19 protein-coding genes are annotated in these 23848 nt (G+C 55.7%); 10 read left to right on the top strand and 9 right to left on the bottom strand.

Translation table 11 applies throughout. The annotated features are described in order from the left end of the window. Positions 1–40: 40 nt before the first annotated feature. Positions 41–1633 (top strand): DHA2 family efflux MFS transporter permease subunit, encoded by a 1593-nt coding sequence (locus tag N655_RS0109000; protein WP_026442711.1) that lies wholly within the window; start codon positions 41–43, stop codon positions 1631–1633. 5 nt (positions 1634–1638) lie between these two features. Here N655_RS0109000 and holA read toward each other — a convergent pair whose 3' ends face one another. Then, on the bottom strand, positions 1639–2775 hold the full coding sequence (gene holA / locus N655_RS0108995; protein ID WP_026442710.1) for a DNA polymerase III subunit delta: 1137 nt from the start codon (positions 2773–2775) through the stop codon (positions 1639–1641). 1 nt (position 2776) lies between these two features. Continuing rightward, a complete protein-coding gene (lptE, locus tag N655_RS0108990) occupies positions 2777–3298 on the bottom strand; it encodes an LPS assembly lipoprotein LptE (protein WP_044934327.1) in 522 nt (173 codons plus the stop codon). A 133-nt stretch (positions 3299–3431) separates the two neighbouring features. Here lptE and N655_RS18190 point away from each other — a divergent pair, with 133 nt between their 5' ends. Continuing rightward, the gene (locus N655_RS18190; protein ID WP_049961352.1) at positions 3432–5879 is read left to right on the top strand and encodes a GH116 family glycosyl hydrolase; all 2448 of its coding nucleotides are present in this window, start codon (positions 3432–3434) and stop codon (positions 5877–5879) included. Between the two features lie 50 nt (positions 5880–5929). Here the strand turns inward: N655_RS18190 and N655_RS0108980 are convergent, their stop codons facing one another. Further along, positions 5930–6157, bottom strand: a complete 228-nt coding sequence (locus N655_RS0108980; RefSeq protein WP_026442708.1) for a hypothetical protein — start codon at positions 6155–6157, stop codon at positions 5930–5932. A 447-nt stretch (positions 6158–6604) separates the two neighbouring features. Between N655_RS0108980 and N655_RS0108975 the strand changes: the two genes are divergently transcribed. The 6 genes from N655_RS0108975 (at position 6605) to N655_RS0108950 (ending at position 14765) form a co-directional block, all read left to right on the top strand. Further along, positions 6605–6922 (top strand): co-chaperone GroES, encoded by a 318-nt coding sequence (locus N655_RS0108975; RefSeq protein ID WP_026442707.1) that lies wholly within the window; start codon positions 6605–6607, stop codon positions 6920–6922. A gap of 101 nt (positions 6923–7023) precedes the next feature. Beyond that, complete coding sequence (groL, locus tag N655_RS0108970) at positions 7024–8688, top strand: chaperonin GroEL (RefSeq protein WP_026442706.1); 1665 nt, start codon at positions 7024–7026, stop codon at positions 8686–8688. 227 nt (positions 8689–8915) lie between these two features. Next, positions 8916–9287 carry a hypothetical protein gene (locus N655_RS0108965; RefSeq protein ID WP_238324616.1) on the top strand — a complete coding sequence of 124 codons (372 nt, stop codon included), beginning with the start codon at positions 8916–8918 and terminating at the stop codon, positions 9285–9287. A 78-nt stretch (positions 9288–9365) separates the two neighbouring features. Beyond that, the gene (locus tag N655_RS0108960) at positions 9366–10604 is read left to right on the top strand and encodes a TolC family protein (protein ID WP_044934326.1); all 1239 of its coding nucleotides are present in this window, start codon (positions 9366–9368) and stop codon (positions 10602–10604) included. Further along, positions 10601–11677 carry an efflux RND transporter periplasmic adaptor subunit gene (locus N655_RS0108955; RefSeq protein WP_044934324.1) on the top strand — a complete coding sequence of 359 codons (1077 nt, stop codon included), beginning with the start codon at positions 10601–10603 and terminating at the stop codon, positions 11675–11677. The genes N655_RS0108960 and N655_RS0108955 overlap by 4 nt, the downstream gene beginning before the upstream one ends. Position 11678: 1 nt before the next feature. Beyond that, positions 11679–14765 (top strand): CusA/CzcA family heavy metal efflux RND transporter, encoded by a 3087-nt coding sequence (locus N655_RS0108950; protein ID WP_026442702.1) that lies wholly within the window; start codon positions 11679–11681, stop codon positions 14763–14765. A 33-nt stretch (positions 14766–14798) separates the two neighbouring features. On the opposite strand, the gene N655_RS0108945 is transcribed toward N655_RS0108950, so the two are convergent. Beyond that, positions 14799–15581 (bottom strand): SDR family NAD(P)-dependent oxidoreductase, encoded by a 783-nt coding sequence (locus tag N655_RS0108945; protein WP_026442701.1) that lies wholly within the window; start codon positions 15579–15581, stop codon positions 14799–14801. 132 nt (positions 15582–15713) lie between these two features. Here N655_RS0108945 and N655_RS0108940 point away from each other — a divergent pair, with 132 nt between their 5' ends. Then, entirely contained in the window at positions 15714–17159 is a 1446-nt protein-coding gene (locus N655_RS0108940) for a sodium:solute symporter family protein (RefSeq protein WP_026442700.1), read from the top strand. Positions 17160–17210: 51 nt separating this feature from the next. On the opposite strand, the gene ndk is transcribed toward N655_RS0108940, so the two are convergent. After that, positions 17211–17627, bottom strand: a complete 417-nt coding sequence (ndk, locus tag N655_RS0108935; protein WP_026442699.1) for a nucleoside-diphosphate kinase — start codon at positions 17625–17627, stop codon at positions 17211–17213. A gap of 34 nt (positions 17628–17661) precedes the next feature. Next, positions 17662–18537, bottom strand: coding sequence for a sugar phosphate isomerase/epimerase family protein (locus N655_RS18185; protein ID WP_162173531.1), 876 nt, complete (start codon positions 18535–18537; stop codon positions 17662–17664). A 57-nt stretch (positions 18538–18594) separates the two neighbouring features. On the opposite strand from N655_RS18185, the gene N655_RS0108925 reads away from it, so the two are divergent. Beyond that, entirely contained in the window at positions 18595–19581 is a 987-nt protein-coding gene (locus N655_RS0108925) for an aldo/keto reductase (RefSeq protein ID WP_026442698.1), read from the top strand. Positions 19582–19647: 66 nt separating this feature from the next. Here N655_RS0108925 and N655_RS0108920 read toward each other — a convergent pair whose 3' ends face one another. The 3 genes from N655_RS0108920 to N655_RS0108910 all read right to left on the bottom strand — a co-directional run bounded on the left by N655_RS0108920 (position 19648) and on the right by N655_RS0108910 (position 23583). Next, complete coding sequence (locus N655_RS0108920) at positions 19648–20040, bottom strand: hypothetical protein (protein WP_026442697.1); 393 nt, start codon at positions 20038–20040, stop codon at positions 19648–19650. Positions 20041–20245: 205 nt separating this feature from the next. Continuing rightward, positions 20246–21979: a glycoside hydrolase family 13 protein gene (locus N655_RS0108915; RefSeq protein WP_026442696.1), complete on the bottom strand. Its 1734-nt coding sequence runs from the start codon at positions 21977–21979 to the stop codon at positions 20246–20248. A 161-nt stretch (positions 21980–22140) separates the two neighbouring features. Then, positions 22141–23583 (bottom strand): AsmA-like C-terminal region-containing protein, encoded by a 1443-nt coding sequence (locus N655_RS0108910; protein WP_238324614.1) that lies wholly within the window; start codon positions 23581–23583, stop codon positions 22141–22143. Between the last annotated feature and the right edge of the window lie 265 nt (positions 23584–23848).

The raw sequence follows: 23848 nt of genomic DNA, 5'->3' as shown, positions 1-23848 counted from the left end.
TCCAAGAGCATTCATTCCATGAGGAGATGGCGGTTCCTGCGTGTCTGACCACCAGATTGACTATCACAACTGGAAGCCGAAGCATAACCCCTGGCTGGTAGCACTCACCGTTACGATTGCCACTTTTATGGAGGTGCTCGACACCTCCATTGCCAATGTGGCGCTGCCGCACATGGCTGGTTCGCTGGGTGCAAGCCAGGAGGAGGCGACATGGGTGCTTACCAGTTATCTGGTTTCGAGTGCCGTGGTGCTGCCCATCTCTGGCTGGCTGGCCACACGCTTTGGACGCAAGCGCTTTTACATGGCCTGCGTGCTGCTGTTTACGATCTGTTCCTTCCTGTGCGGTATTGCCCAGTCGCTCCCGATGCTGATTCTGGCCCGGGTCCTGCAGGGCGCAGGAGGTGGAGGACTCGCTCCCAGCGAGCAGGCCATTCTGGCAGACACCTTTCCGGTCAGCAAACGGGGACAGGCCTTTGCCGTTTATGGGATGGCTGTCGTGGTGGCGCCGGCCATCGGCCCGACCCTGGGAGGATGGATCACCGACAACTTCAATTGGCACTGGATCTTCTTTATCAATATCCCCTTCGGCGCCCTTTCCCTTTTTCTGAGCCAGCGCATGGTGGAAGATCCGCCGTATCTTAAGGAAGAACAAAAGAAAATCAGAAAAGTGGATTCGGTCGGACTCGGCCTCATCTGCCTGGGAGTCGGTTGCCTGGAGTTCGTTCTTGACAAGGGCCAGGAAAAGGACTGGTTTGGCGATACGAAAATCACGGTTTTCTTCATCATTGCTCTCTGTGCGCTGATCACGTTTGCCGTCTGGGAATGGAACCATGAAGACCCGGTTGTCGATCTGAAACTGCTGAAGGTCCGTAACTTCGGCACCGCAATCTTTTTGCAGTTCATCCTGGGAATGGTGCTTTTTGGAACTACGGTACTGATTCCGCAGTTTCTGCAGGTGCTGATGGGCTATACGGCCGAGCTGGCCGGGATGGCACTCTCCCCGGCAGCGCTCGTCATGATGGTCATGATGCCGATTGCCGGACGACTGGTCAGCAAAATGGACGCCCGCCTGCTTGTCTCCATCGGTTACGCCATTACGGCCCTAGGGCTTTACAACCTTACGCGACTGGACCTTGAAACCAGCTTTGGCACGATCATTTTGTGGCGTATGTTTCAAGTGAGCGGGCTTGCCTTTGTGTTCATTCCCATCAGCACATTGAACTATGTTGGAGTACCGTTCAATAAGAACAACCAGATTTCGAGCTTCTCCAACTTCGCGAGGAACCTGGGCGGAAGCGTGGGCACGGCGCTGCTGACGACATTTCTCCAGCGGACGCAGCAGGTGCACCAGTCGGCGTTGGGGGCCAATGTAGTCGCGGGCAGCCCGCGCTATCTGGATTTCCTGGAAACGACAAAACAGTCCCTGATGCGACTGGGGCAAAATTCCGACCAGGCCACACAGGCTGCCTTGGGACACGCCTATCAGATGCTGGTCCAGCAGTCGTCCATGCTCAGCTACGTGAATGCCTTCTGGGGACTCAGTATCATCATTGCCTGTCTGGTTCCGCTGCCCTTCATCATGCGCAAACCACCTGCGATGAGGAAGCCTCCAGGCGAGGCGATGGGACACTGAACACTTCAGAAGTCCATGGCGTACTGGATGGAGGCCGCATCAGGAGAGGCCTCCTTCGACGCACTTGCCAGGTCCATCACCAGCCTTTCCAGCACCAGCTTCTTGTCTGGAGGCTGAGAGCGCAGCTCCAGATCCGCCCGGGCTATCAGGCGCAGGGCGCGAGTCAGTTCGCGTTTGGATTTGTAGCGGCGGGCCTGCCGGATAAGTTCTTCCGCCGCAAAGGGCGGAATGCGGAAGCCCTGCCACAGGGCCTGCCAGATGGCGCGCGGGTCGCGGACGTTCTTTTCCAGAATGACCAGCATCTGACGGAAGGTCCGCGCCAGCATATAAAGATGCCCAATCGCTGATTCTTCCCCTCCATCGGATGCATTCAGCAACCCTTCAAGCAACGCCAACGCCCGGTTTTTGTCCTTGGCGGAAATAGCATCGGTCAACTCGTAAAGGGACCGCTGCTTGGCGGCAAGCACCATGGTCTCCACGTCACCCAGCGTGATCTGCTTTTTCAGACCTACATATAACGCGAGCTTCTCAAACTCATTGGCAATCAGCATCATGTCCGCACCAAGCGCGTCTACCAGTTCGCGGGCCGCGTCCTGTTCCAGATGGATCTGCTGGCTTGCGGCTTCTGACAAGAGCCAGCGCAGGGCATCGGCCTCATCCACCCGCGCCAATTCGACCATGCCGCAATGCTCTCCCAGCGTTTCTCGAATACGCTCGTATCGATTTTTGTCTTCCATGTCCATGCGGCGCGGGTCCGAGGGGATGCGGATGTGGTCGGCCACAAAAAGGAGTACCGCCTGAGGATTGGGGGAGCGAAAATAGGCGTCCAACGCGGCAAACTCCTCTTTTTTTGCCCCCCTCGTGTAGAGCTGCTTCAGGTTACGGACAAAAAGCACCTGAAAGGGGGCCATCAGTGAGGGGGTCTGTGCGCGGTCAAGAGCAGCAAAGACCGTCGTCTCGCCGAGGTCTATCTCTGAGAGGCAGAAATCGCGTAACTCTGGCGGAACAAAGGCCTTCAGCACGGCGCGGCGACAGCGCTCATAAAGGAAGATTTCATCGCCAATCAGCACATATCCAGCGCGGAGTTTGTTGCTCCGTACTTCGGCGAGAAAGCGGTCCGTGGAAGCGAAGCCTGCACCCATGTCAGAAGGACTCCAGAATATCCGAGACCAGAGACTGCGCAAAGTCCCGCGCAAGACGCTGGATGGCGGCGGGGTCTTCCTGGATAAAACTGACCAGGTCCTGCGTGGTCTGGTACTGCTGGCGAAAGGTGTAATGGTTGTTTTGATAGAGGACGCGCTTGTTGCGGTCCAGGAGCTTTACGCTGGCGCGGATGGTAATCAGGTAGCTGGATGACTGGCCCGTCTGAATATTATAAGTGAGGGGAACAACCTGAAAATCGTTAATGGCGCCCTCCAGAATCGCATCCCCGGCGTCTGGCTTGTCCGTGGCCAGCACGCGGTATGAGGTGCGGCTGGTCCATTCCCGAACCACTGCGTTCGTAAACGCAATTTCCGTGTGAAAGGACTGCGTATGATTGGCGAACGTGGGGACAGCCAGAGTATGGACTGAGGAAGGGAGGTGCGCGGCCGATTGCGGGGTGTGATAGCCGCAGCCGGCAACGAATGTGCAACAGATTGCAAATGTCACAAAACGGAACAGCATTCGTAAACAATTCTCTCATTAGCTTGCGTGCTGCGGCCCCGATATGAGACACCTAATCCACATGCGCCCGTGCACAGGCTGGCTCCGGCATGGAAACAACCTGTAAGATGGCGGCATCGGAAACAGCAGAACCATGTCAGTCAAACGTTTTATCTGGACGATATTTTTTGCCCTGGTCACCTGTTTGTCTTTGCAGGCAGACGATCATGTCCCAAAGGCCGCTTGGAAAATTGGCATCGGTGTGCCGCCTCCCAATCCCGGTGGAAGAAAGCCCTCATTGCCCACACTGATTGACGACGGTTACTGGCAGGGGGCCCCAGTGGGCGGCTTTGGTGCCGGGACCTTTTCCCGTAGTTATCGCGGCAACTTCGAGCGATGGCACGTGAAAGCCGGGGTCCATAAATACGAAAATGTGCCGGCAGACCAGTTTGCTGTCTTTGTCCAACCAGAAGGCGAGACGGGAAAAGCCATCGTCCTCTCTACCGGGAAGCCGCTTCACGGAGAGCTTTCCTCCTGGAACTGGTCCTATCCGGCTGGAGCGGGAGAATATGCAGCCCTCTACCCGAAATCATGGTTTACCTATGATCCGAAAGAGCTGGGCATCCAGCTGACCGTCGAGCAGTTTTCCCCCTTGCTTCCCAACAACTACAAGGAATCCAGTTATCCGGTGGCCCTCTACAACTGGTATGCCGAGAACCCTTCGGAAAAGCCGGTCACTGTCTCTCTGCTCTTTTCCTGGACCAACATGGTGGGCTGGTTCCGCGATGTATCCGGTGGCTTCAGCGGAGCACTCAGCAACCAAGACAAAAACCGCTATGTCTCAGAAGATGTCTCCGGGGGTTCGGTGGAAGGCATCGTTTTTGACCGTATCCGCAGCGGGGCGGTACGCGACGAGTGGGACGGACAATTTGCCATTGCAGCAAAAACCACTCCCGACATGGAAGTGACCTATCTGACCACCTTTTACCCGCAGAGTCCGGGGGCCGAGGTCTGGCGGCCTTTTTCAGAAGACGGACGCCTCCCAAATGCAGCTCCGGACGTGGCATCGAGCGGCGAAGAGATTGCCGGGGCCATTGCGGTCCGCTTTACGCTTGCTCCCGGGGAGAAAAAGATCGTACCGATGGCTGTGGCCTGGGACCTTCCCTTGGTCCAGTTTGGCGGAGGCCGGAAATGGGTGCGGCATTACACCAAGTTCTTTGGCGCAGAGGGCACGCATGCCTGGCAGATTGCCAAAACCGCCCTCGCCGAAGATGAAAACTGGAGCCGTGCCATTGACGCCTGGCAAAAACCCTATGTGGAAGACGAATCCACACCGCTCTGGTACCGCGGCGAACTTTTCAACGAAATGTATATCCTCGCCGACGGAGGGACGGTCTGGGCCCATGAACTGGATGGCATCGGAAATCCGGCACACACGGCCACCAAAGATGAAGACACTTTCAGCTTTCTTGAGTGCTTTGATTACGTGTTTTATGGCACACTCGATGTCCGGTTCTACGGGTCTTTTCCTCTGATCCTGTTCTGGCCGGAGATTGAGAAACAGGTCATGCGGGAATACACCGATACGATCGCTGAAAGCAATCCGCAAAAGTACCTATGGGCATGGAAGGCGCAACATGAGCACAAATTTGTCACCATGGAACGAAAGACCGCTGGAGCGGCCCCGCATGATCTTGGGGCGCCACAGGAAGATCCTTTTGTGAACGTCAACCAATACAACTACCAGGACGTTTCCAATTGGAGGGACCTGAACAGCAAGTACGTGCTGCTGCTCTGGCGCGATTATGTGCTGACCGGCAGCAAGGACCTGGCCTTGCTGCAGTATGCATGGAGTTCCATCCAGCAGGCCATGGAGCACCTGCAGCAATACGACAAGGACGGGGATGGTCTGATTGAAAATGGTGGCTTCCCGGACCAGACCTATGACGACTGGATTGCCAACGGCGAAAGCGCCTATAGCGGCGGACTCTATCTGGCCGCTCTGCGCGCGACCGCCGAGATTGCGCAGAGAGTAGGAGACCCCGGAAGCGCAGCCCAATACAACGCAATGTTTAAGAAGGCCCAGACGGCCTACATCAAGAAACTCTGGAACGGAACTTATTTCAACTACGACACCAACAGTGAATATCACACCGACATCATGGCAGAACAGCTCGCCGGGCAATGGTACGCCAACCTGACGGGGCTGGGCGACCTGGTGCCCAAAAAGATGCGGCTCTCTGCGCTAAGACGTGTGTATAACTACAACGTCATGCTCTTCGGGAATGGACAGATGGGAGCAGTGAATGGGATTGGCGCAAATGGCGAGATGCTGAAGAGTAATCCTCAGGTCAGCGAAGTTTGGACGGGCACGACCTTTGGCCTTGCCTCCCACATGATTACAGAAGGTATGAGGGACGAGGCCTTCAAAACCGCCCAGGGAGTATACGATGTGGTGTGGCGCGACCGGGGATACTTTTTCCGCACGCCAGAGGCCTACGATGAAGATGGCATGTACCGGGCAAGCATGTATATGCGTCCCGGGGCCATTTGGGCCATGGAGTATGCTTTGAATCTGCAAAAGAAACCCAGGCAGAAATGAGAAACGCCGCCCCAGTTGGGCGGCGTTTCCAGATATTTTGGGTTCCAGACTTACAAGGAAGACTCGATCTCAAAACCCCAGGCTTCCAGGAGCGCCTCAGGAATATACTTCGAGTTGCGGTTGCGGCGCGCCCACTCGCGCAGGCGAGTCGAGCGAACATACTGGTCTGGAGTGAGCTTGTATTCCTTCACAATCTGTTCGAAGGAAGTCACAGTAGGCACAACCGGACCGATGGGCTCTGGTTTGCCCCAGTTTGGATTGCCACGACGTTTTGCCATTTCTAATTTTTACCCCTAGCAAGTAAGGTGACGTGCAGAATCTCCGGCGAAGGCAGGAACAGCGTGCTACCAGCAGACCCGCCGGGAAGTCACAAAACTCTCTTATTTTAAGAATTTTTTATCCAAAAATCAATAGAAATCACGAGCCGATGTTACGAAAATCACGCGGAAGTCACCCCTATGGTCGGACATGGGAGGTGCATGGGAGGTGGCGTTGTGATCGGCAAGCAGGGCGGCAGCCGTCTTTTTGAAGATTATGTGAGCGAAATTGACTCATATTTTAATCAAGCCGCCTTGACAAACAACCGGCTCCTTCTCTACATTAGCAGTCGGAGAGTGATAGTGCTAAAACTTCAGCCAGCACATCGCCCACTCTCAAGAATTACGTCATTTCAGCATTCAAAAAACCGCGAGCATTCGAACCTCGCGCAAAGGAGAAGCACCGCAATGGCAACAGCAACAGCTAGCGTAGCCACGACCTTTACTCCGCTGCATGACCGCATCCTGGTCCGGCGCGTGGAAGAGTCCGAGACCGTAAGGGGCGGCATCATCATCCCGGACACAGCGAAAGAAAAGCCCCAGGAAGGCGAGGTCATCGCTGTGGGCAAGGGCAAGCAGAACGAAGAAGGGAAGCTCTTCCCGCTGGATGTAAAACCAGGCGACCGCGTTCTCTTCGGCAAATACTCCGGCACCGAGATCAAGATTGACGGTGAGGAGTTCCTGATCATGCGTGAGGACGAAGTCCTCGGCATCCTCAAGAAGTAGGAATGCCCTGTTCAGGAGGAGGCGGTTTTCATCGCACCCCTGGACCCGACATGTGTGAATTCAACGGAGCCTCAGCTCCCAGTTGTAAGGAGAATTGAAAAATGGCAAAGCAGATCCTGCATGGAGAAGATTCGCGTCAGGCGATTCTGCGCGGCGTGAACACTCTGGCCGACGCAGTCAAGGTGACGCTCGGTCCGAAGGGCCGCAACGTCGTCATCGAAAAGAAATTTGGTTCGCCGACCATCACCAAAGACGGCGTGACCGTGGCCAAGGAAATCGAGCTGAAGGACCCCCTCGAAAACATGGGCGCGCAGATGGTCCGCGAGGTTGCATCCAAGACCTCCGATGTTGCCGGTGACGGCACCACTACGGCGACCGTACTGGCCCAGGCCATTTATCGCGAGGGCGTAAAAACGGTTGCGGCCGGAGCAAACCCGATGGCGCTGAAGCGCGGCATTGATAAAGCTGTGGAAGCCATTGTCGGCAAGCGCGATGAGAATGGCAACGTTACGGGCGGCGCGCTCTCCAAGCTCTCCAAGCCGGTTTCCGGAGACATGATTGCCCAGGTGGGCACCATCTCGGCCAACAGCGATGCCACGATTGGCACCATCATCGCCGAGGCCATGAAGAAGGTCGGCAAAGACGGCGTCATCACCGTGGAAGAGTCGAAGACGATGGAGACCCAGCTTGAAGTGGTCGAAGGTATGCAGTTTGACCGCGGCTACCTCAGCCCCTACTTCGTCACCGACCCGGACCGCATGGAGGCCGTCCTCGAAGATCCTTACATTCTGATCTATGAGAAAAAGATCAGCTCGATGAAGGACCTTCTGCCTCTTCTGGAGCAGGTTGCCCGCAACGGCAAGCCGCTCGTGATTATTGCCGAGGATGTGGAAGGCGAGGCGCTGGCGACCCTGGTGGTGAACAAACTGCGTGGGACGCTGAATGTGGCCGCCGTGAAGGCCCCCGGCTTTGGCGACCGCCGCAAGGCCATGTTGGGTGACATTGCCATCCTGACTGGTGGCAAAGCCATCACCGAAGACCTGGGGATCAAGCTTGAGAACATCAAGATTGAGGACCTTGGCCGCGCCAAGCGCGTCACGATTGACAAGGACAACACCACGATCGTCGAAGGCCGCGGAGATTCCAAGGCAATCGAAGGCCGTGTGAAGGAAATCCGCAGCCAGATTGAGAAGACGACCTCAGACTATGACCGCGAGAAGCTCCAGGAGCGGCTTGCGAAGCTGGTCGGCGGCGTTGCCGTCATCAAGGTCGGTGCAGCCACTGAGACCGAGATGAAGGAGAAAAAGGCCCGCGTGGAGGACGCGATGCACGCTACCCGCGCTGCCGTGGAAGAGGGCATTGTTCCGGGCGGCGGTGTCGCACTGGTCCGCTGCGCAAAGGACGTCGATGAGCTGATTGCGAAGCTCGAAGGCGATGAGAAGATCGGCGCCCAGATCGTTCGCCGCGCCATTGAGGAGCCGCTGCGCCAGATTGTTGGCAACGCTGGCGAAGAAGGCGCTGTAGTGGTAGGCAAAATCAGCGAAAACAAAGACCCGAACTTCGGCTACAACGCTGGAACCGGTGTTTACGAAGACCTGGTCAAGGCCGGCGTCATTGACCCGACCAAGGTGACCCGCACTGCTCTGCAGAATGCGGCCTCCATTGCGGGACTGATGCTGACCACAGAGGCCATGGTCTCGGAGATCCCTGAGCCGAAGACTCCGGCTCCTGCCGGACACGGCGGCGGAATGGGTGATATGTACTAATCCCCTACCGCACAGGGTTGACTCTACTGTACGAAGGCCCCTGAAGTCCGGGGGCCTTCACTTTTTTGTGGTCTTCGTCCTGCGACATACCTTCTCCGATATGCGGATTTGCGGGAAGGTCGCACACTTTACTTCCCGGTGGATTTGCAGCAGGCAGGGACAGCTTCAGGTAGAATGACGCTAGCCGCGTGGAAATCTTTTTCAATCTGGCGTGGATGGCCATCTCCATGGCGCTGCTGCTCCTGTGGCTGAAGGGAAGCCGCAAACGCCACCCTTCGTGCAGGATGCCTAGTCTGCGCGTTCAGTGTGTCGCGCTGGGCATGCTTATCCTGGTCTTGCTGCCGGTTGTTTCTCTCTCCGACGACTTGCAGGCGATGATGGTATCGTCTGAGATCGAGCACACGGGCAGACGGACAGAGATTCTGCCGATGCACGACCAGCCAGCGGAATTTGCCCTGCTGCTGATCCAGCTTCAGGACCTCCATACTTTTCCCCATCAACGAATTTTGGCGTGGCTCAGGCCAGTCGATGCCGAGGCACGGCCGCTTGATGGAAACCTGCGCGAGATGGCCAACCGTCCTCCGCCGTCCTCTTTCTGATTTCCTTATCTCTTACTGATACCTTTCTTCCCTCAGCTTCACGAAAGTTGCATTCGATCCAGGCAAACAGGTGTATGCATGAAACGATCTCTAGGCAGCAGTGCGATTTTTCTATGGACTACGCTGCTGATGGCACAGACTCCGACGGCGCCTTTGACCTTACAGCAGGCGATTGACATTGCGCGCACCAAAAATCCGACTCTGCTTTCCGGACAGCAGCATGTGATGGCAACCAAAGCCAGCGAAATTACCGCCGGCCTGCGGCAGAACCCTAGCTTTACCCTTTCTGGCGCTGACGTGAGCCTGCCGGCGAGTAATCCAGCCAGTCCGTACTCCTATGCAGCAAACGTCAGCCGCCTTTTTGAGCGCGGCGAGAAGAGGCGCTGGCGGCTGGACGTGGCCCGCTCCACGACCGAGGTGACCCAAAGCCAGTACCGGGACGCGGAGCGGCAGACCATTCTTGCCGTCAAGCAGGCCTTTACGCAGATGCTGGCAGCCAAAGCAGCCTACAAAATTGCTGAAGACAATCTGGACAGCTATCGCAAAACGGTCGAGCTGAGCCGGGCGCGCCTGCAGGCAGGCGACATCAGCGCAACGGATTTTGACCGTATTGATTTACAACTGGCCGAGTTTGAAGCCGATGATGACAATGCCCGCCTCAATCTGACCCAGGCGAGCGACCAGCTCCAGCTACTGCTGGGAGCAGACAAGCCCACCGATACCTTCGACATCACGGGTACGCTGGACCCGCCGGCCATCACTGTGCCGCTCTCCCAGATTGAACAGGAGGCGCTCCAGTCCAGGCCAGATTACCTGGCGGCGGAACAGTCCGTACACCTGGCCGATGCCAATGTGAAACTTGCGGATGCCATGGCAACGACTGACCCAACGCTGGGGGGTGAATATGAAAGGTCCGGCACCTATAACAGCGCCGGATTTCAGGTGAGTATTCCGCTGCGCATTTTCGACCGAAATCAGGGAGAAAAGCAGCGCACGCGCTATGAGGCACAGTCCAGCCGCTTTGCTGAGGTTGCGGCGCGGAACCAGGTCATCAACGATGTGGACCAGGCATGGGCCGCATATGAGGCGGCCTTGCATGTAGCGCAGCGTTACAACGGCCATTATGTGCAGGAATCCGAGCGAGTACGCGACAACCTGGAATACAGCTACCGCCATGGAGGCGCCACTTTGCTCGATTATCTGGATGCACTGCGCGACTACCGGCAGGTCCACCTGGATGCATTGAATGCCAATGTGCAGGTGTGGCTTGCCGTGCACCAACTCAGCTTTGCCGCCGCTACGGAGATTGTTCCATGAAAAAGAATATCTGCTTTTTGCTGTTCTGCTCGCTTTCGCTTGCCGGCTGCAGGCATCCCGATGAGGCCCAGGGACCTGCGCCTGCTCCGAGCAAAGATGTCGTCAACACGGTGACGGTCCATATGGAGCAGGTCACGGACCGGCTGGACCTGCCGGCCCGCCTGATGGCAAACCCGACCAATGTAGTGCATGTGTATCCGCCGGTGAGTGGACGCATTCTGAGCCTGAAAGTACTGCCCGGGCAGGAAGTCAGCAAAGGTCAGCCAATCGGAACCATCCAGAGCAGCGACGCAGCGCAGGCGCGCTCCGACTATGAAAAGGCCAGGATTGAAGCTGCCCGGGCCGACCTGCAATTGCAACGGGCCAAAGAGCTGCTCCAACACGAAGTGCTGGCACAGAAGGACTATGACGATATGAAGGCGCTGGATGATGCCGACCATGCTGAGCTGGAGCGCACACGGCAAGCCCTGCATAACCTTGGCTTTTCAGAAAATGACACCTCGTCAGACCTTCCGCTGCGCTCGCCGATCAGCGGCGTTGTGCTGGATGTGGACACTGCTCCGGGAGAGATGCAGCGTTCGCTGGACAATGCCACGGCCATCGCAACCATTGCCAACATTGATTCGATCTGGGTGGTCGGCGATCTTTATCCGCGCGACGTGGATGCGGTGCGCCGTGGCCAGCCTGTGGAAGTGCGCGTCAATGGATATCCGGGAGAGGTGCGCACCGGAGTGATTGACAACATTTCCGATTCAGTAGACCCCACAACTCTTACCTTGAAGGTACGGGTCGTGCTGTCCAATCCGGGGCACAAATACAAACCGCAGATGTATGCAACGATTTCCGTTGCTAACCTGAAACGCGAAGCCATCGTAGTCCCCTCAACGGCGGTCATCCGTGATGGGGTAAAGAACTATGTCTTTGTGGCCACGCCAGACCACAAGTATGCCCGGCGCGATGTGGAACTGGGCGAGACGCACCAGAACGATGTGGAAGTAACCCATGGCCTGCAAGACGGCGAAATGGTGGTAAGCACAGGCGCAGAACTTCTGCGCGAAGCGGGAGTGCAATAAGATGCAGGGGCTTATCCGGACTCTACTGCGTTACCGCAACATCGTCCTTATCGTCTTCATTACCTCGCTGGCAGGTGGAACGATCGCGTTTCTGCATCTCGATATTGAGGCCTACCCGGACCCTTCGCCGCCCATGGTCGAGTTTATTACGCAGAACCCGTCTTGGTCTGCGGAAGAAATGGAGCAGCAGGTCACCATTCCTATTGAAGCAGGACTGAATGGCACGCCGCATCTTGAACAGATACGCTCCATCAGCATTTTCGGCCTGAGCGATGTAAAACTCTATTTCACCTTTGACAGCGATTACTTTACAGACCGCCAGGAGGCGCTAAACCGGCTGCAATCTGTAAACCTGCCGAACAACCTGCAGCCCCAGCTTTCACCCGAGTCGCCCATTGGCGAGATTTATCGCTATCAGCTTACAGGCCCTGGTTATACGCTCAATGAGCTAAAGGCCGTACAGGACTGGTTTGTGGTGCGCGAAATCAAGCAGGTGCCGGGCATCATTGACGTGGCCACGTTTGGCGGCACGACTCGCCAATACCAGGCGGAAGTCGACCCGAACAAACTGCTGGCTTACGGCGTGACGATGACCCAGGTCCTCAACGCCATCCAGAACAGCAATGCGAATGCCGGCGGCAATTACCTCACCCTAGGCAGCCAGAGCGTCAACGTGCGCGGCATAGGACTGCTGCACTCCATTGCCGATATGGAGAACATCGTCATCGCCGAACGAAACGGAGTGCCCGTCCTGTTAAAAGATGTTGCCAATGTGGAGGAGGGGCACCAGCCCCGCCTCGGCAAGGTTGGCTTTGACGAACAGCCGGACATCGTAGAAGGCATTGTTCTTCTCCAGAAAGGGGAAAAGTCCCTTCCAGCATTGGCCGGGCTGCGGGAAAAGATCAAGGAGCTGAATACGGGGAACCTTCTGCCTCCGGGCATGAAGATCCAGACCATCTACGACCGAACGAACCTCATCAACACGACAACCAGGACCGTCCGTCACGTCATCATCACGGGATTGATTTTGGTGACCCTGGTGCTCCTGAGTATGCTGGGGGACCTTCGCATCACGGCGATTGCCGCCATCACCATCCCCTTTGCGGTGCTCTTTTCTTTCGCCATGATGGTGCTCACCGACCACTCGGCAAACCTGATCTCGATTGGCGCCATTGACTTCGGCATTCTGGTCGACGCATCGATCGTCGTGCTGGAGAGCGTCTATCGCAAGATTTCACGCCGGGTACCGGGAGAAGAAGCAGGCGAACTCATCATGGAAGGTGTGGAGGATGCGGCCAAGCCGGTCCTCTTTGCCACGCTCATCATCCTTGTTGCGTTTATTCCGCTCTTTACCATGCAGGGCGTTCCCGGCAAGATCTTCGCCCCGATGTCTGTTACCTACGGTTTTGCACTGACAGGAGCACTGATTTTTGCACTGGTGTTTGCCCCAGTGCTCGGGTCCTTTGCAGTCCCGAAAGAGGCCAGAATCGATGCCAAGGAGGAAACATGGCTCAGCGGGTTCTTCCGTCGGCATTATGACCATGGTCTGAGGCGTGCTCTGAAATTCAGCAGGACAGCCTGGATGGTCGCTCTGGGATCACTGCTTGCAGCCGTTGTTCTCTTCAAATTTGTCGGCGGTGAGTTTATGCCCGCTCTGGAAGAAGGCAATCTGTGGATCCGCGCCACGCTGCAACAGGACATCTCCTTTCAGCAGTCAGAAAAGCTGGCTGACAAGATCCGGGCCACGCTGCGTTCTTATCCTGAAGTGACCCAGGTGGTTTCTCAGATGGGCCGCCCCGATGATGGAACAGACGTAAGCACCTTTAACAATATTGAATTTCTCGCCAGTCTGAAACCTACCGATGCGTGGCGTCCGCAGTTTCATGGGGACAAAGAAAAACTGATAGCAGCCATCGGGCATGACTTTGAGCAGTATCCGGGGGTGGATTTCAACTTCTCTCAGAACATCCAGGACAATGTGGAAGAGGCGATGTCCGGGGTAAAGGGAGAGAACTCACTCAAGCTCTTTGGCAATGATTTTGACGAACTGACACGCCTTGCAAACCAGATTGAAGACGTGATGAGTCATGTGCAGGGAGTGACCGACATCGGCGTCTTCAAGGTCACTGGCCAGCCCAGCCTGATGGTTTCGATCGATCGCAGCAAGGCAGCGCGATATGGGCTTCAGGCGCAGGATGTGAACAATGTGGTGCAAGCCGCGGTCGGCGGTGCTCCGGTAACACAGATCATTGATGGCGACCGCCGCTTCGACTTCGCAGTACGATACTCTCCGCAGTTCCGCGATACGCCAGAAGCCATCAGCAAGATCCTTTTGCCTACGCCGGATGGAAGCCAGGTGCAGCTTGGAATGATTGCCGATGTCAGCATCCGGAATGGCGCTTTTATGATCTATCACGAAGGCGGACGACGCTATATCCCAATTAAATTCAGCGTCCGCGGCCGTGACCTGGCCAGCACGATGCAGGACCTGAAACAGCAGCTTGCCGACAAGGTAAAGCTGCCCAGCGGATATAACTACACCTGGGCGGGCGAATTTGACAGCCTGCAAAAGGAACAGCGCCGCCTCGCTTACATCATTCCGGTCAGCCTGGGCGTGATTCTGGTGCTGCTTTACATCCAGTTTCGTACCTGGCGCGATGCCTTCATCGTGGTGGCGACTTTGCCCTTCGCGGCCATCGGAGGGATCCTTGCGCTCTTCCTTACCCGCACCTCATTCAGCATCTCGGCTGCCGTTGGTTTTACGTCTCTGACTGGCGTGGCCACATTGGGAGCCGTTGTGTTTCTTTCCGGAATCCGCCGCGCCCAGAGAGAAGAAGGCTTTGACCACGGCCTTGAAAAGGGCTGCCTGGACGAGATGCGTCCGGTGGTCATGGCGTGCATGGCGGCCGGCCTTGGGCTTCTGCCCGCTGCCGTCTCCAATGGTATCGGAGCACAGGCGCAACAGCCTCTGGCCCGTGTGGTGGTGGGCGGAATGCTCACAACAGTCTTTGCGATTCTGTTCGTCATGCCGCTGCTGGTGCGCAAGTTCTCTTCGCGTGAGGAATTTGCACAGAGGACAGAAAAATAGACCTTCAACTGAAACCAGCCAGATCCATACCGGTCAGACCCAGCCGCCGTCTACAATGTGGCTCTGACCGGTGATGGCCGAAGAGTCGTCCGAGGCCAGGAAAAGGACAAGCCGGGCCACATCTGCGGGCATAAGTTGACGCCTGATGCTTTGGCTGGTCATGATTTTCTCCCTGTATTCCGAGGTCCACCAGAGACGGACCTGTTTTTCGGTGAGAATCGCGCCCGGCAGCACGCAGTTCACCCGAATTCCGAAAGGACCGAGTTCGCGCGACATCGTCCTCGTAAGTCCCACGATGCCTGCTTTCGCCGTGACATATACGGGCAGGCCCGTGCTGGGAACCATCCACGATATGGAACTTAAATTAATCATGGACCCCTTTCCGTGCGACTTCATGCCCGGCGCTACTGCCTGCATGGTGAAGAACTGATGCCGGAGATTTACGTCCATCATTCTGTCCCAGTATGCGGGAGTCACCTCGTCCCACTTGTGGCGTTCATCATTCGCTGCATTGTTGACCAGGACCTCGATCGGGCCCACTAGTTCTTCGGCCTTCTTGATTGCCGCCTGCAAGGCCTGGATGTTCGTGAGATCACAGTGCAGGAAGACCGGGGCGTATTCTACACGTGTTGCCAGCGCAGCTGCCAAGGATTTCGCTGCCTGCTCGGCCACATCGAGAAAAACCGTCCTGGCCCCCTGATACGCAAAATGCTCCACAATCGAAGCCCCAATGCCAGAGCCACCGCCGGTAACAAGAACCGTCCTGCCACGCAGACTGGGATAACGGGCAAACCAATCTTCCTTCTGCGTTTCCATCCTCGCAACATGGTACAGCAAAGAACTGCGCCGGCAGCTTTTCTGCTCCGGACAGGCCCTCTGCCATCCACCTCGCTTCCTCTTCCCGGGATTTCCCCGTACACTGTCGCTTACGCCTGAAAAAGGAAGACCATGAGTCATCTGTACGCCGCGATTGTCGGCGCCATCATTCTTACCCTGCTTGTTGTCTCGCTAACGCGCCTGGGAAAAGTGAAGACAAAGGCTGATTATCTGGTTGCCGGGCGCTCGCTGCCCGCATTTGTGCTGATCTTCACGCTGCTATCGTCATGGATCGGGTCTGGTTCCCTGCTGGGCGGCGCGGAGAATGCCTATAACAACGGGATTGTGGCGCTATGGCAGGGCGCCGGCGGATGGGCCGGACTGCTGCTGATTTATTTCATTGCGCCTCGTGCGCGGAGGTCGGCCCAGTTCACCATTCCCGACCTGCTGGAGGCCCGCTACAACCAGCTGGCCCGTGTGCTCGGAGTCATCGCCGTACTATTTGCCTACACCGCCATTACCAGCTATCAGCTGATCGGCGGCGGAGATATCCTGAGCCTTATCTTCCCGACAGTCATTACGCCGGACCTGGGCAAATACATCATTGCCATTTTTGTCATTGTGTTTACCGCAATTGCCGGAATGTCTTCTGTGGCATATATGGACGTCGTCATCGGTCTGCTTGCGACCGTAACCCTGTTGATGGCATTTCCTGTTCTGCTGCATATGGCTGGAGGGTGGAGCGGCTTCCATACCGCGCTGCCTGCCTCCCATTTCCGGCCTCTGGGTTCCGGGTCTTTTCTCCGCGCCATGGAGTTGTTTCTGCCAACCTGCTTGCTGATGCTGGGAAACCAGGCCATGTATCAGAAATTTTTCTCGGCCAAGTCAGAGAAGGATGCGCGAGTTGCAGTGGTTGGATGGGTCATCGGGACAGTGGTCCTTGAAACCGTCATCGTTCTGCTGGCCATGCTCGGCCATGTGATGGCCATCAAAAACCATGCTTCGCCCTTTCCTCGTGCAATCCTGGCCTTTACTGCTCTGCACAGTCTGCCCGGGCTGCTGGGTGCACTGCTGATGGGCGCAATCTTTGCCAAAATCATCTCCACGGCAAACAATTTTCTTTTTTCCCCGGCAACAAACCTTGTGAATGATATTTTTGTGCGCTACATTGCGCCGGACGCCTCAAACAAACGCATTTTGATTATCTCGCGGCTGATGGTGGTGTTTCTTGGAATCTGGGCGCTGTACCAGGCGCTGCATACCGGATCTGTCCTGCAAAAGACGCTTTACGCTTATACGGTCTATTCAGCCGCGCTCACGCCGGTGATCCTGGCGGCCTTCTATTCCAAAAGAGCAAATGCTGCCGGAGCGGTGAGCGCAATTTTTGCCGGAACCTTTATCACTGTCTTCTGGGACACTGGCTTCGTGCACCATCACCTGCCCGCAGTCCTGGCCGAGCGCGATGCCATCTTTCCTGCCCTGATTGCGGCTGTGTTGTGCCTGGTCCTGGTAAGCGCTTTTACCCGGCCGCCGCGTGCGGAACAGGCCGCAATGTTTTTTAACAAGCCCGTGGAATAGAGTACGTCCCACACCTCATCGAGATGTGGGACGCAGGAAGGCTGTCTCTTTTCAGACGAGTTCGTAACCAGCAAAAAAGTAGCCAATTTCAAACTTGGCCGTGTCTTCTCCGTCTGACCCATGGATGGCGTTTTCTTCAATCGAAGCCGCGAACTTTTTGCGGATGGTCCCTTCCTCGGCGTTCGCCGGGTTGGTTGCGCCCATCAGTTTGCGCAGGTCGGCGATGGCGTTGTCCTTCTCCAGCACCATGACGAAAATCGGTCCTGAAGACATGAAGTCCGTCAAGGAGCCAAAGAATGGGCGTTCCTTGTGGACATAATAGAAGCCTTCCGCCTGGGTCTTTGAGATGGAAAGCTTTTTAATGGCAATGAGCTTGAACCCCGCCTTTTCAATCTCGGCGAGGATGGCCCCGGAATGGCCCTTGCGGACCGCGTCTGGCTTGATGATGCTGAAGGTGCGTTGGGACACCTGATGAAATCTCCTTGCAAAAGATGCTTTCGTTTTAGTGTAAATCGTGCAGATACCGATAGTCCTGGCGAAGCTCGTCGAGCGGATCGCCGTCAAACTCCTCCTGCTCCACAAAATAATGCTTGATGTTCGCTTTTTTCGCGGCGGCAAAGATGGGTTTGTAATCAATGGTCCCCTTCCCCAGGACGGTCGAGGTGCGCTGCATAGGATCTCCGATGACGGGCTTCAAGTCCTTGATATGCAGCATGGAAATGCGGTCGGGATATTGATGCAGGTAGTCCACTGGATTTCTTCCGCCAGCTACGACCCATGCGCAGTCCATTTCAAATGTCACCAGAGCAGGGTCGGTGTCCTTGAGCAGCACATCGTAACCAACCCTTCCCCCGCCAAGGTCGCGGAACTCAGGGGTATGGTTGTGATATCCCATGCGAATGCCCTCTGCCTTGAATTGTCTTCCAAAGCGGTTAAGCTGTTCAGCGTTCCAGCGCCAGTCGTCGGCCGTAAGTTCATGCCTGCCGGCAGATGGATCTGCAACAGAAGGCGAAGAACAAACAATATATTCAAGGCCCAGTGTCTTTGCGTAGTGCAGAGTGCCCTCCGGGTCTTTTTGCAGCACCGGCATGGGGTAATGTGCGCTGACGCAGCGCAGTCCTGCATCGGCCATGGCCTTTTTTACGTCCAAAGCACGATGATCAAAGAATCCCGCAGCTTCCACTTCTTTGTATCCGATGGCGGCAAGCTGCTTGAGCGTTCCCAGGTAATCTTTGGGAAGCAGAGCGCGCACACTGTAAAGTTGTAGCCCAATGGGCAATCCAAGCGGGTTGGCAAATACCCGTGCCCCACCCATTCCAAACGCAGCCGCTGCTGCGCAACCGGCCTTGAGAAACGACCGCCGTGAGATCTCCTGCACATATCCTCCTTCGATGAAGGCGTTTTCGCGCCCGACGGCATTGTAATCTGTTTGCTTATGGAACAGTTCCTTCTGAACAACCAGCCAGTTTCGCGCATCGGATTGGGCACATGGGCGATTGGCGGCAGCGAGTGGGGTGATGTCCCGGAGAAAGATGCAATCGCTACTTGTCTTACCGCATTGGACTGCGGTATCCGCCTGATCGATACGGCGCCCATTTATGGACACGGCCGCGCAGAAGAAATTGTGGGCAAGGCCATACGGCAGCACGGAAAACGCGACACATTCTACGTTGCCACCAAAGCAGGTCTGGAGTGGAACGAGAGCGGGGTCTATGCCAATGCAACACCGGCGCGGCTGCGGAGGGAACTGGAAGATTCACTTCGCCGCCTGAGGACCGACTACATTGATCTGTACCAGATTCACTGGCCAGACACGCTGGTGCCAGTTGAAGAACCAGCCGCAGTGATGCGCGAGTTCTACGAGGAGGGAAAGATCCGCGCAATCGGCGTCAGTAATTTTTCAGCGGCACAGATGCGGGTCTTCAGCGAGGCCGCCCCGCTGCACTCCAATCAGCCGCCCTACAACATTTTTGAGCGCGAAATCGAACATACGGTTGTGCCCTGGTGCCGGGAGCATACTGTTGCTCTGATCGTCTACAGTCCACTTTGTCGCAGCCTGCTTGCCGGGCGGCTTACAGCATCCACAGAATTTCCCGTAGGAGATATTCGCAGGGTAGACCCGAAGTTCCAGCAGCCGCGCTACGAGCAGTATCTGAACGCTGTGGCGCTCCTGGACAAATTTGCTCAGGAAAATTACGGCAAACGCGTGCTGCACCTGGCCATGCGCTGGGTGCTTGACCGTCCTGGAATCAGCGCAGCACTTTGGGGCGCCAAGCGTCCAGAACAACTGTCGCCCGTGCGGGAGGTACTGGGATGGAAGCTGGATGATGCCGCCATGGCAGCGATAGAGGACATCGTTCGGGAATGTGTTTTGGATCCGGCAGGGCCGGAGTATCTTGCTCCCAGGGTGCGGGGCCTGTAGGCAAAAAAAGAGGGCCTGCATCGGAGCATGAAGACACAGGCCCTTTCCTGGAAGGGGTGGTTGCTACTACCGTCCGCCAGTGATCGACACTTCGCGCTGGGCAGAGTGATGCTCACGTGCGTCCAGTACCGGTGTGGTCCGCGAACCCAAACGGATGCGCTGCAGTGCATGTGTGCCATCGTCGTTGTTGTCGAACTTTAGTGACAACAGGGGCATCTGCGGACCAAAATCTGCGGGAGAAGCCGTCCACATCAACGAGGATTTCGTGTCCGTGCGGCTGCTGAGCGTGATGACATTCTGGTTCAGATCAAGCCTGACCTCATATTTGCCGGCCGGATAGGTCCTGCCATGTGTCTCAAAGCTGAAGGGAATATTGACAGTTGTGTTCGTGGATGCGAAAGCAGCGCTCGTACTGACCAGAGCCGCCGCGAGGACCAGCATTTTTGTCATCGGCTGCATGGTGTTTCCTCCCTACGCAAGCAAAGGTACGCATCCGTATGCAGGCCTGGCGTTAAGTTGCTGTCTAGTTCTTGTCAAATTTTTTTGGAGGTCCTTGACGGGAGACGTCCCAAAGAAACAACGGCTGCCATCTCACGATGACAGCCGCATGATTCGCGCACCACGCGCATCCTCGACAAGCTAAGAAGAAATCAGCTGCCTGGCCCTATTCGACTTCTCCAACATAGACCCCGAAGGGCGGTAATTCCACGTCGTCCAGCGAAGAAGGATCGGCCGCTGCTGGTGTTTTGATGAGGGTCTTTGCGTGTTTGCCCGCAATGCCCTGTGCCGTCAGGTCGAAATGGACCTTTTGTGGCTTAGGCGTAAAGTTGCACGCAACGACCACCGGCGCCTGGCCCGGTGCAACTCGCAACCAGGAGAGCACCTGATTGTCACTGGGATTGAGCATGATGTTGTTGCCATAGCGCAGTGCCGGAACTGTACGCCGCAGCTCGATCATCTTCTTGTACCAGTTCAGCATCGAATTTGGGTCTTTTGACTCGGCCTGTACATTCACCGTCTTGTAACTCGGCGGAATCGGCAGCCAGGGTTTTACGTCTGCACCGGTGAATCCAGCGTTCGGCCCGTCCGTCCACTGCATGGGGGTACGCTCGCCATCGCGGCCCTTTTCCTTCGGCCATCCGGTGATGCCGATGGGGTCCTTGACGTCCTCTTTCCGTGTAGGAGGAGTCGTGACCATGCCGATTTCGTCACCGTAATAGAACATGGCGCTGCCCCGCGTGGCAAAAAGCACCGTCGCGATGACGCGGCCAATATCATCGTGATACTTGCCGTCTCCGTAGCGGTCCCAGCGTGGGTTGTCATGATTATCGAAAACAATCAGCGGCTCGTTCCCGTCGATGTCGTTCTGCGCTTCATTGATGCGCTGACGAAACAGCGCAACATCGAACTTATTGATAAAGCCAATCTGCATGTCCATCGGAAGCTGCAACTCATCATGATGCGTGCCGTACATTTTCCGCAGGTCGTCTACACTGCGAAGATACGTTTCTCCGATGAGTACAACATCACGGCCTTTGTAACTGTCAGCCACCTCACGAAGCTCGCGCAGAACATCGTGGACCTCAGGAAGATTATTAGTGCGGGCGTCATCCAGCTCGGGATCACCATAGGCGTTGATCACAGGTCTGCCGTCGGCACCCTTGATGACCTGTTCATCGCGAAGCTGTGGGTCTTCAAACAAAGTAGTAATAGCATCCAGTCGGAAGCCGGCAACTCCACGATTGATCCAAAACCGCTCGACGTCATACATGGCTTTGCGTACTTCTGGATTGTTCCAGTTCAGGTCTGGCTGCTGAATGTAAAATTTGTGGTAATAATACTGCCCGGTTTTCGGATCATATTGCCATGCCGAGTGGCCAAACAGCGATTCCCAGTTGTTCGGCGGCTCTCCCGGACCCTTACCGTCGCGCCAAACATACCAGTCTCGTTTCGGGTTTGTCTTTGAGCTGCTCGACTCGATAAACCAGGGATGCTTGTCGGATGTGTGGTTCAGCACCAGGTCCATGATGATGCGGATATTCCGCTTTTTCGCCTCTGCAACCAAATGGTCAAAGTCCTTCAGAGTGCCATATTGAGGATCAATATCTTCATAGTTGGAGATGTCATATCCAAAATCTACCTGCGGAGAAGGATAGATGGGTGTTAGCCAGATGGCATCCACTCCTAGAGACTTCAGATAATCCAGGCGTTCCGTGATTCCATTCAGATCACCGATGCCATCATTGTTCGAATCCTGGAAGCTGCGTGGATAAATCTCATAGAAGACTGCACCTTTCCACCATGGGGTATGGTTGGGGGATGAAGTCTGCCCCTGAAGGCCCGTACTCAATGCAAGAACAATGAGCAGGCCCAGAATCTTTTTCGTAACACGTTCCATCTGGCTCTCCCGAAAATAAAGATTTCTACTTTCTCAGCTACATTGGCTGAGAAACATCATTCTACTTTGTATCCAGCTCCACGGTTCATCGGTCCGGTGACGGTTGCAATTTGTTCTGTCCATTCCGAACAGAAAATGCATTTATCCTTTCTTGCCAACTTTCAATGCTTCTCTTTGTGTCCAAAATCCAGGCTGAACTTGGGAGAATTTCGCGTACCGGTAATTCGGATGGGCACCTCCGTGCCTGCTCCATTTTTTGAAAAGAAGGGATCTACGGGTTTGAGCAGGATGGACTTCCAGCCTGTAGTGAGCTGTGAGACCTTCGCAGTCAGCCGCGCTTTCCCGTGAAAGTCATACTCTTTGCCATCCATCGTATACAGTCCCTGAAGGTTGATGGCGGCCCCGGGAACATTGAAATTCAGGCTGGGAAAGATGGCTTTGCCATTTGCAAGTTGAAACTGCCCACTTAACTGCGACTGAATGGATTCAGGCCCGTTACTGCTGACCTGCTTTGCTTCTTTTGCGCGGCCCTGGCTCCGCAAACTCAGTTCGTCCACTTTCGACTGTACTTTGTCGCTGGCAAAAGTAACATTGGACACTGAGAAGTTCCCATTCAACTGAAGTTTTTGTGTCACTGAGTCAGGGCCAGGAGGCAGAAAGAATTTTGTCTTCATCTTCAGATCACCGCTCATCAACGGAGGCAGGGTGCTGACTGCAAGCTTGAGGACGTCCTCCATGTGCGCGGGGCCTACGGCTACGTCGAGCCTGATATTGTGACCACCCTGGGGGGCCTTTACGACCTCTCCGCGGGCAAGGATATGCGTGCGGACCAGCATCGCATCCACGGGTTGTAGATACGTGTCCCCGTTGGTCCCATCCACAATGGCATGAAATTTCGTGTGCAGGGGCATGGGGTGATTTCCGCTGTCTACTTCAAAATCGGGTGTGTCGGTCTCACCATCTACGACGATGTTGTCGAGAGTACCGGCGTATTTTCCATGCGACGACAAAATGCCGCCAATACCTTTTATCGAGTTCAGATCAGCGTGAGTAAAACTATAAATGCCATCTACCGGAGAATCGCCGGGGTCGTCCGCATGAAATGGGCCGAAATGCCCACTGGAATCAATGTCGCCGATCGGTTTAGGGTTCGTCAGGACCGCATGGAAGTGCATCGGTTGTCCCGCACCGACGGACAGCAATTGCAGGTCCCGAATGTCGAAATCAAGAGGGACCTTGCCGGGCTTGTTTGTACCCAGCACAAGCCTGGCACGGTCTACCTGGATTTTCTCCACGAAAATTTTGGTCTTACTGGCGTTTTCTCCGGACATCCGGGGCAGGTTGTGTCTTTCCTGTTTGGGCGGAAGATGGATGGAAAGCCCTTTCAGGTGTACCAGCCCAATCGTCATTGGAGAATGGAAAAGCCCAGTCCATCCGGTATGGAAGCTGAATTCCTCCACTGCAAAAAGCGGCTGGTCTGCAGGGACTTGATTAGGCCAGAGTTTTAACCCTGATCCGCGGACCTGAAACCCATTCAGAAAGTAGACATGAAACTGCTCCAGTTCAACGCGGCTGTCGAAACGGGCGCTGAGTGTTTCGATCACGCGCTGACGTAAAACCGGTCCAGAACGGTGAAGAAGGACTTCAATGACGACGCCGGCACAAAGAAGCAGGAGAAAAAAAATGATCCCGGACCATAGCAAGATGCGCCGCGAGCGGCTATGCTTTTTTGTTGTCCGGACAGAATTGTAAGAGGAGTTTTGATCTTGCACGTAAAGGCCTTTCCACGACTGTTTCAGTCCACGCAATGCTTAGAGGCATCTTTTGGGCCCGGTGTTGGATGCGTTGCCAGGCGCCTGGGAACTTTGC

The sequence above is a fragment of the Pseudacidobacterium ailaaui genome (assembly GCF_000688455.1).
Taxonomy (GTDB): domain Bacteria; phylum Acidobacteriota; class Terriglobia; order Terriglobales; family Acidobacteriaceae; genus Pseudacidobacterium; species Pseudacidobacterium ailaaui.
This window is presented reverse-complemented; position numbering and strand designations above follow the sequence as displayed.

Excerpts from the sequence above, each read along its gene's own strand:
- N655_RS0108920 (WP_026442697.1), bottom strand. The coding sequence starts at position 20,040 with ATGCAGCCGATGACAAAAATGCTGGTCCTCGCGGCGGCTCTGGTCAGT.
- N655_RS0108940 (WP_026442700.1), top strand. The coding sequence starts at position 15,714 with ATGAGTCATCTGTACGCCGCGATTGTCGGCGCCATCATTCTTACCCTG.
- lptE (WP_044934327.1), bottom strand. The coding sequence starts at position 3,298 with ATGCTGTTCCGTTTTGTGACATTTGCAATCTGTTGCACATTCGTTGCC.
- N655_RS0108945 (WP_026442701.1), bottom strand. The coding sequence starts at position 15,581 with ATGGAAACGCAGAAGGAAGATTGGTTTGCCCGTTATCCCAGTCTGCGT.
- N655_RS0108955 (WP_044934324.1), top strand. The coding sequence starts at position 10,601 with ATGAAAAAGAATATCTGCTTTTTGCTGTTCTGCTCGCTTTCGCTTGCC.
- N655_RS0108925 (WP_026442698.1), top strand. The coding sequence starts at position 18,595 with ATGGAACAGTTCCTTCTGAACAACCAGCCAGTTTCGCGCATCGGATTG.
- groL (WP_026442706.1), top strand. The coding sequence starts at position 7,024 with ATGGCAAAGCAGATCCTGCATGGAGAAGATTCGCGTCAGGCGATTCTG.
- N655_RS0108915 (WP_026442696.1), bottom strand. The coding sequence starts at position 21,979 with ATGGAACGTGTTACGAAAAAGATTCTGGGCCTGCTCATTGTTCTTGCA.
- N655_RS0108975 (WP_026442707.1), top strand. The coding sequence starts at position 6,605 with ATGGCAACAGCAACAGCTAGCGTAGCCACGACCTTTACTCCGCTGCAT.
- N655_RS0108950 (WP_026442702.1), top strand. The coding sequence starts at position 11,679 with ATGCAGGGGCTTATCCGGACTCTACTGCGTTACCGCAACATCGTCCTT.
- holA (WP_026442710.1), bottom strand. The coding sequence starts at position 2,775 with ATGGGTGCAGGCTTCGCTTCCACGGACCGCTTTCTCGCCGAAGTACGG.
- N655_RS18190 (WP_049961352.1), top strand. The coding sequence starts at position 3,432 with ATGTCAGTCAAACGTTTTATCTGGACGATATTTTTTGCCCTGGTCACC.
- N655_RS0108965 (WP_238324616.1), top strand. The coding sequence starts at position 8,916 with ATGGCGCTGCTGCTCCTGTGGCTGAAGGGAAGCCGCAAACGCCACCCT.
- N655_RS0108960 (WP_044934326.1), top strand. The coding sequence starts at position 9,366 with ATGAAACGATCTCTAGGCAGCAGTGCGATTTTTCTATGGACTACGCTG.
- N655_RS0108980 (WP_026442708.1), bottom strand. The coding sequence starts at position 6,157 with ATGGCAAAACGTCGTGGCAATCCAAACTGGGGCAAACCAGAGCCCATC.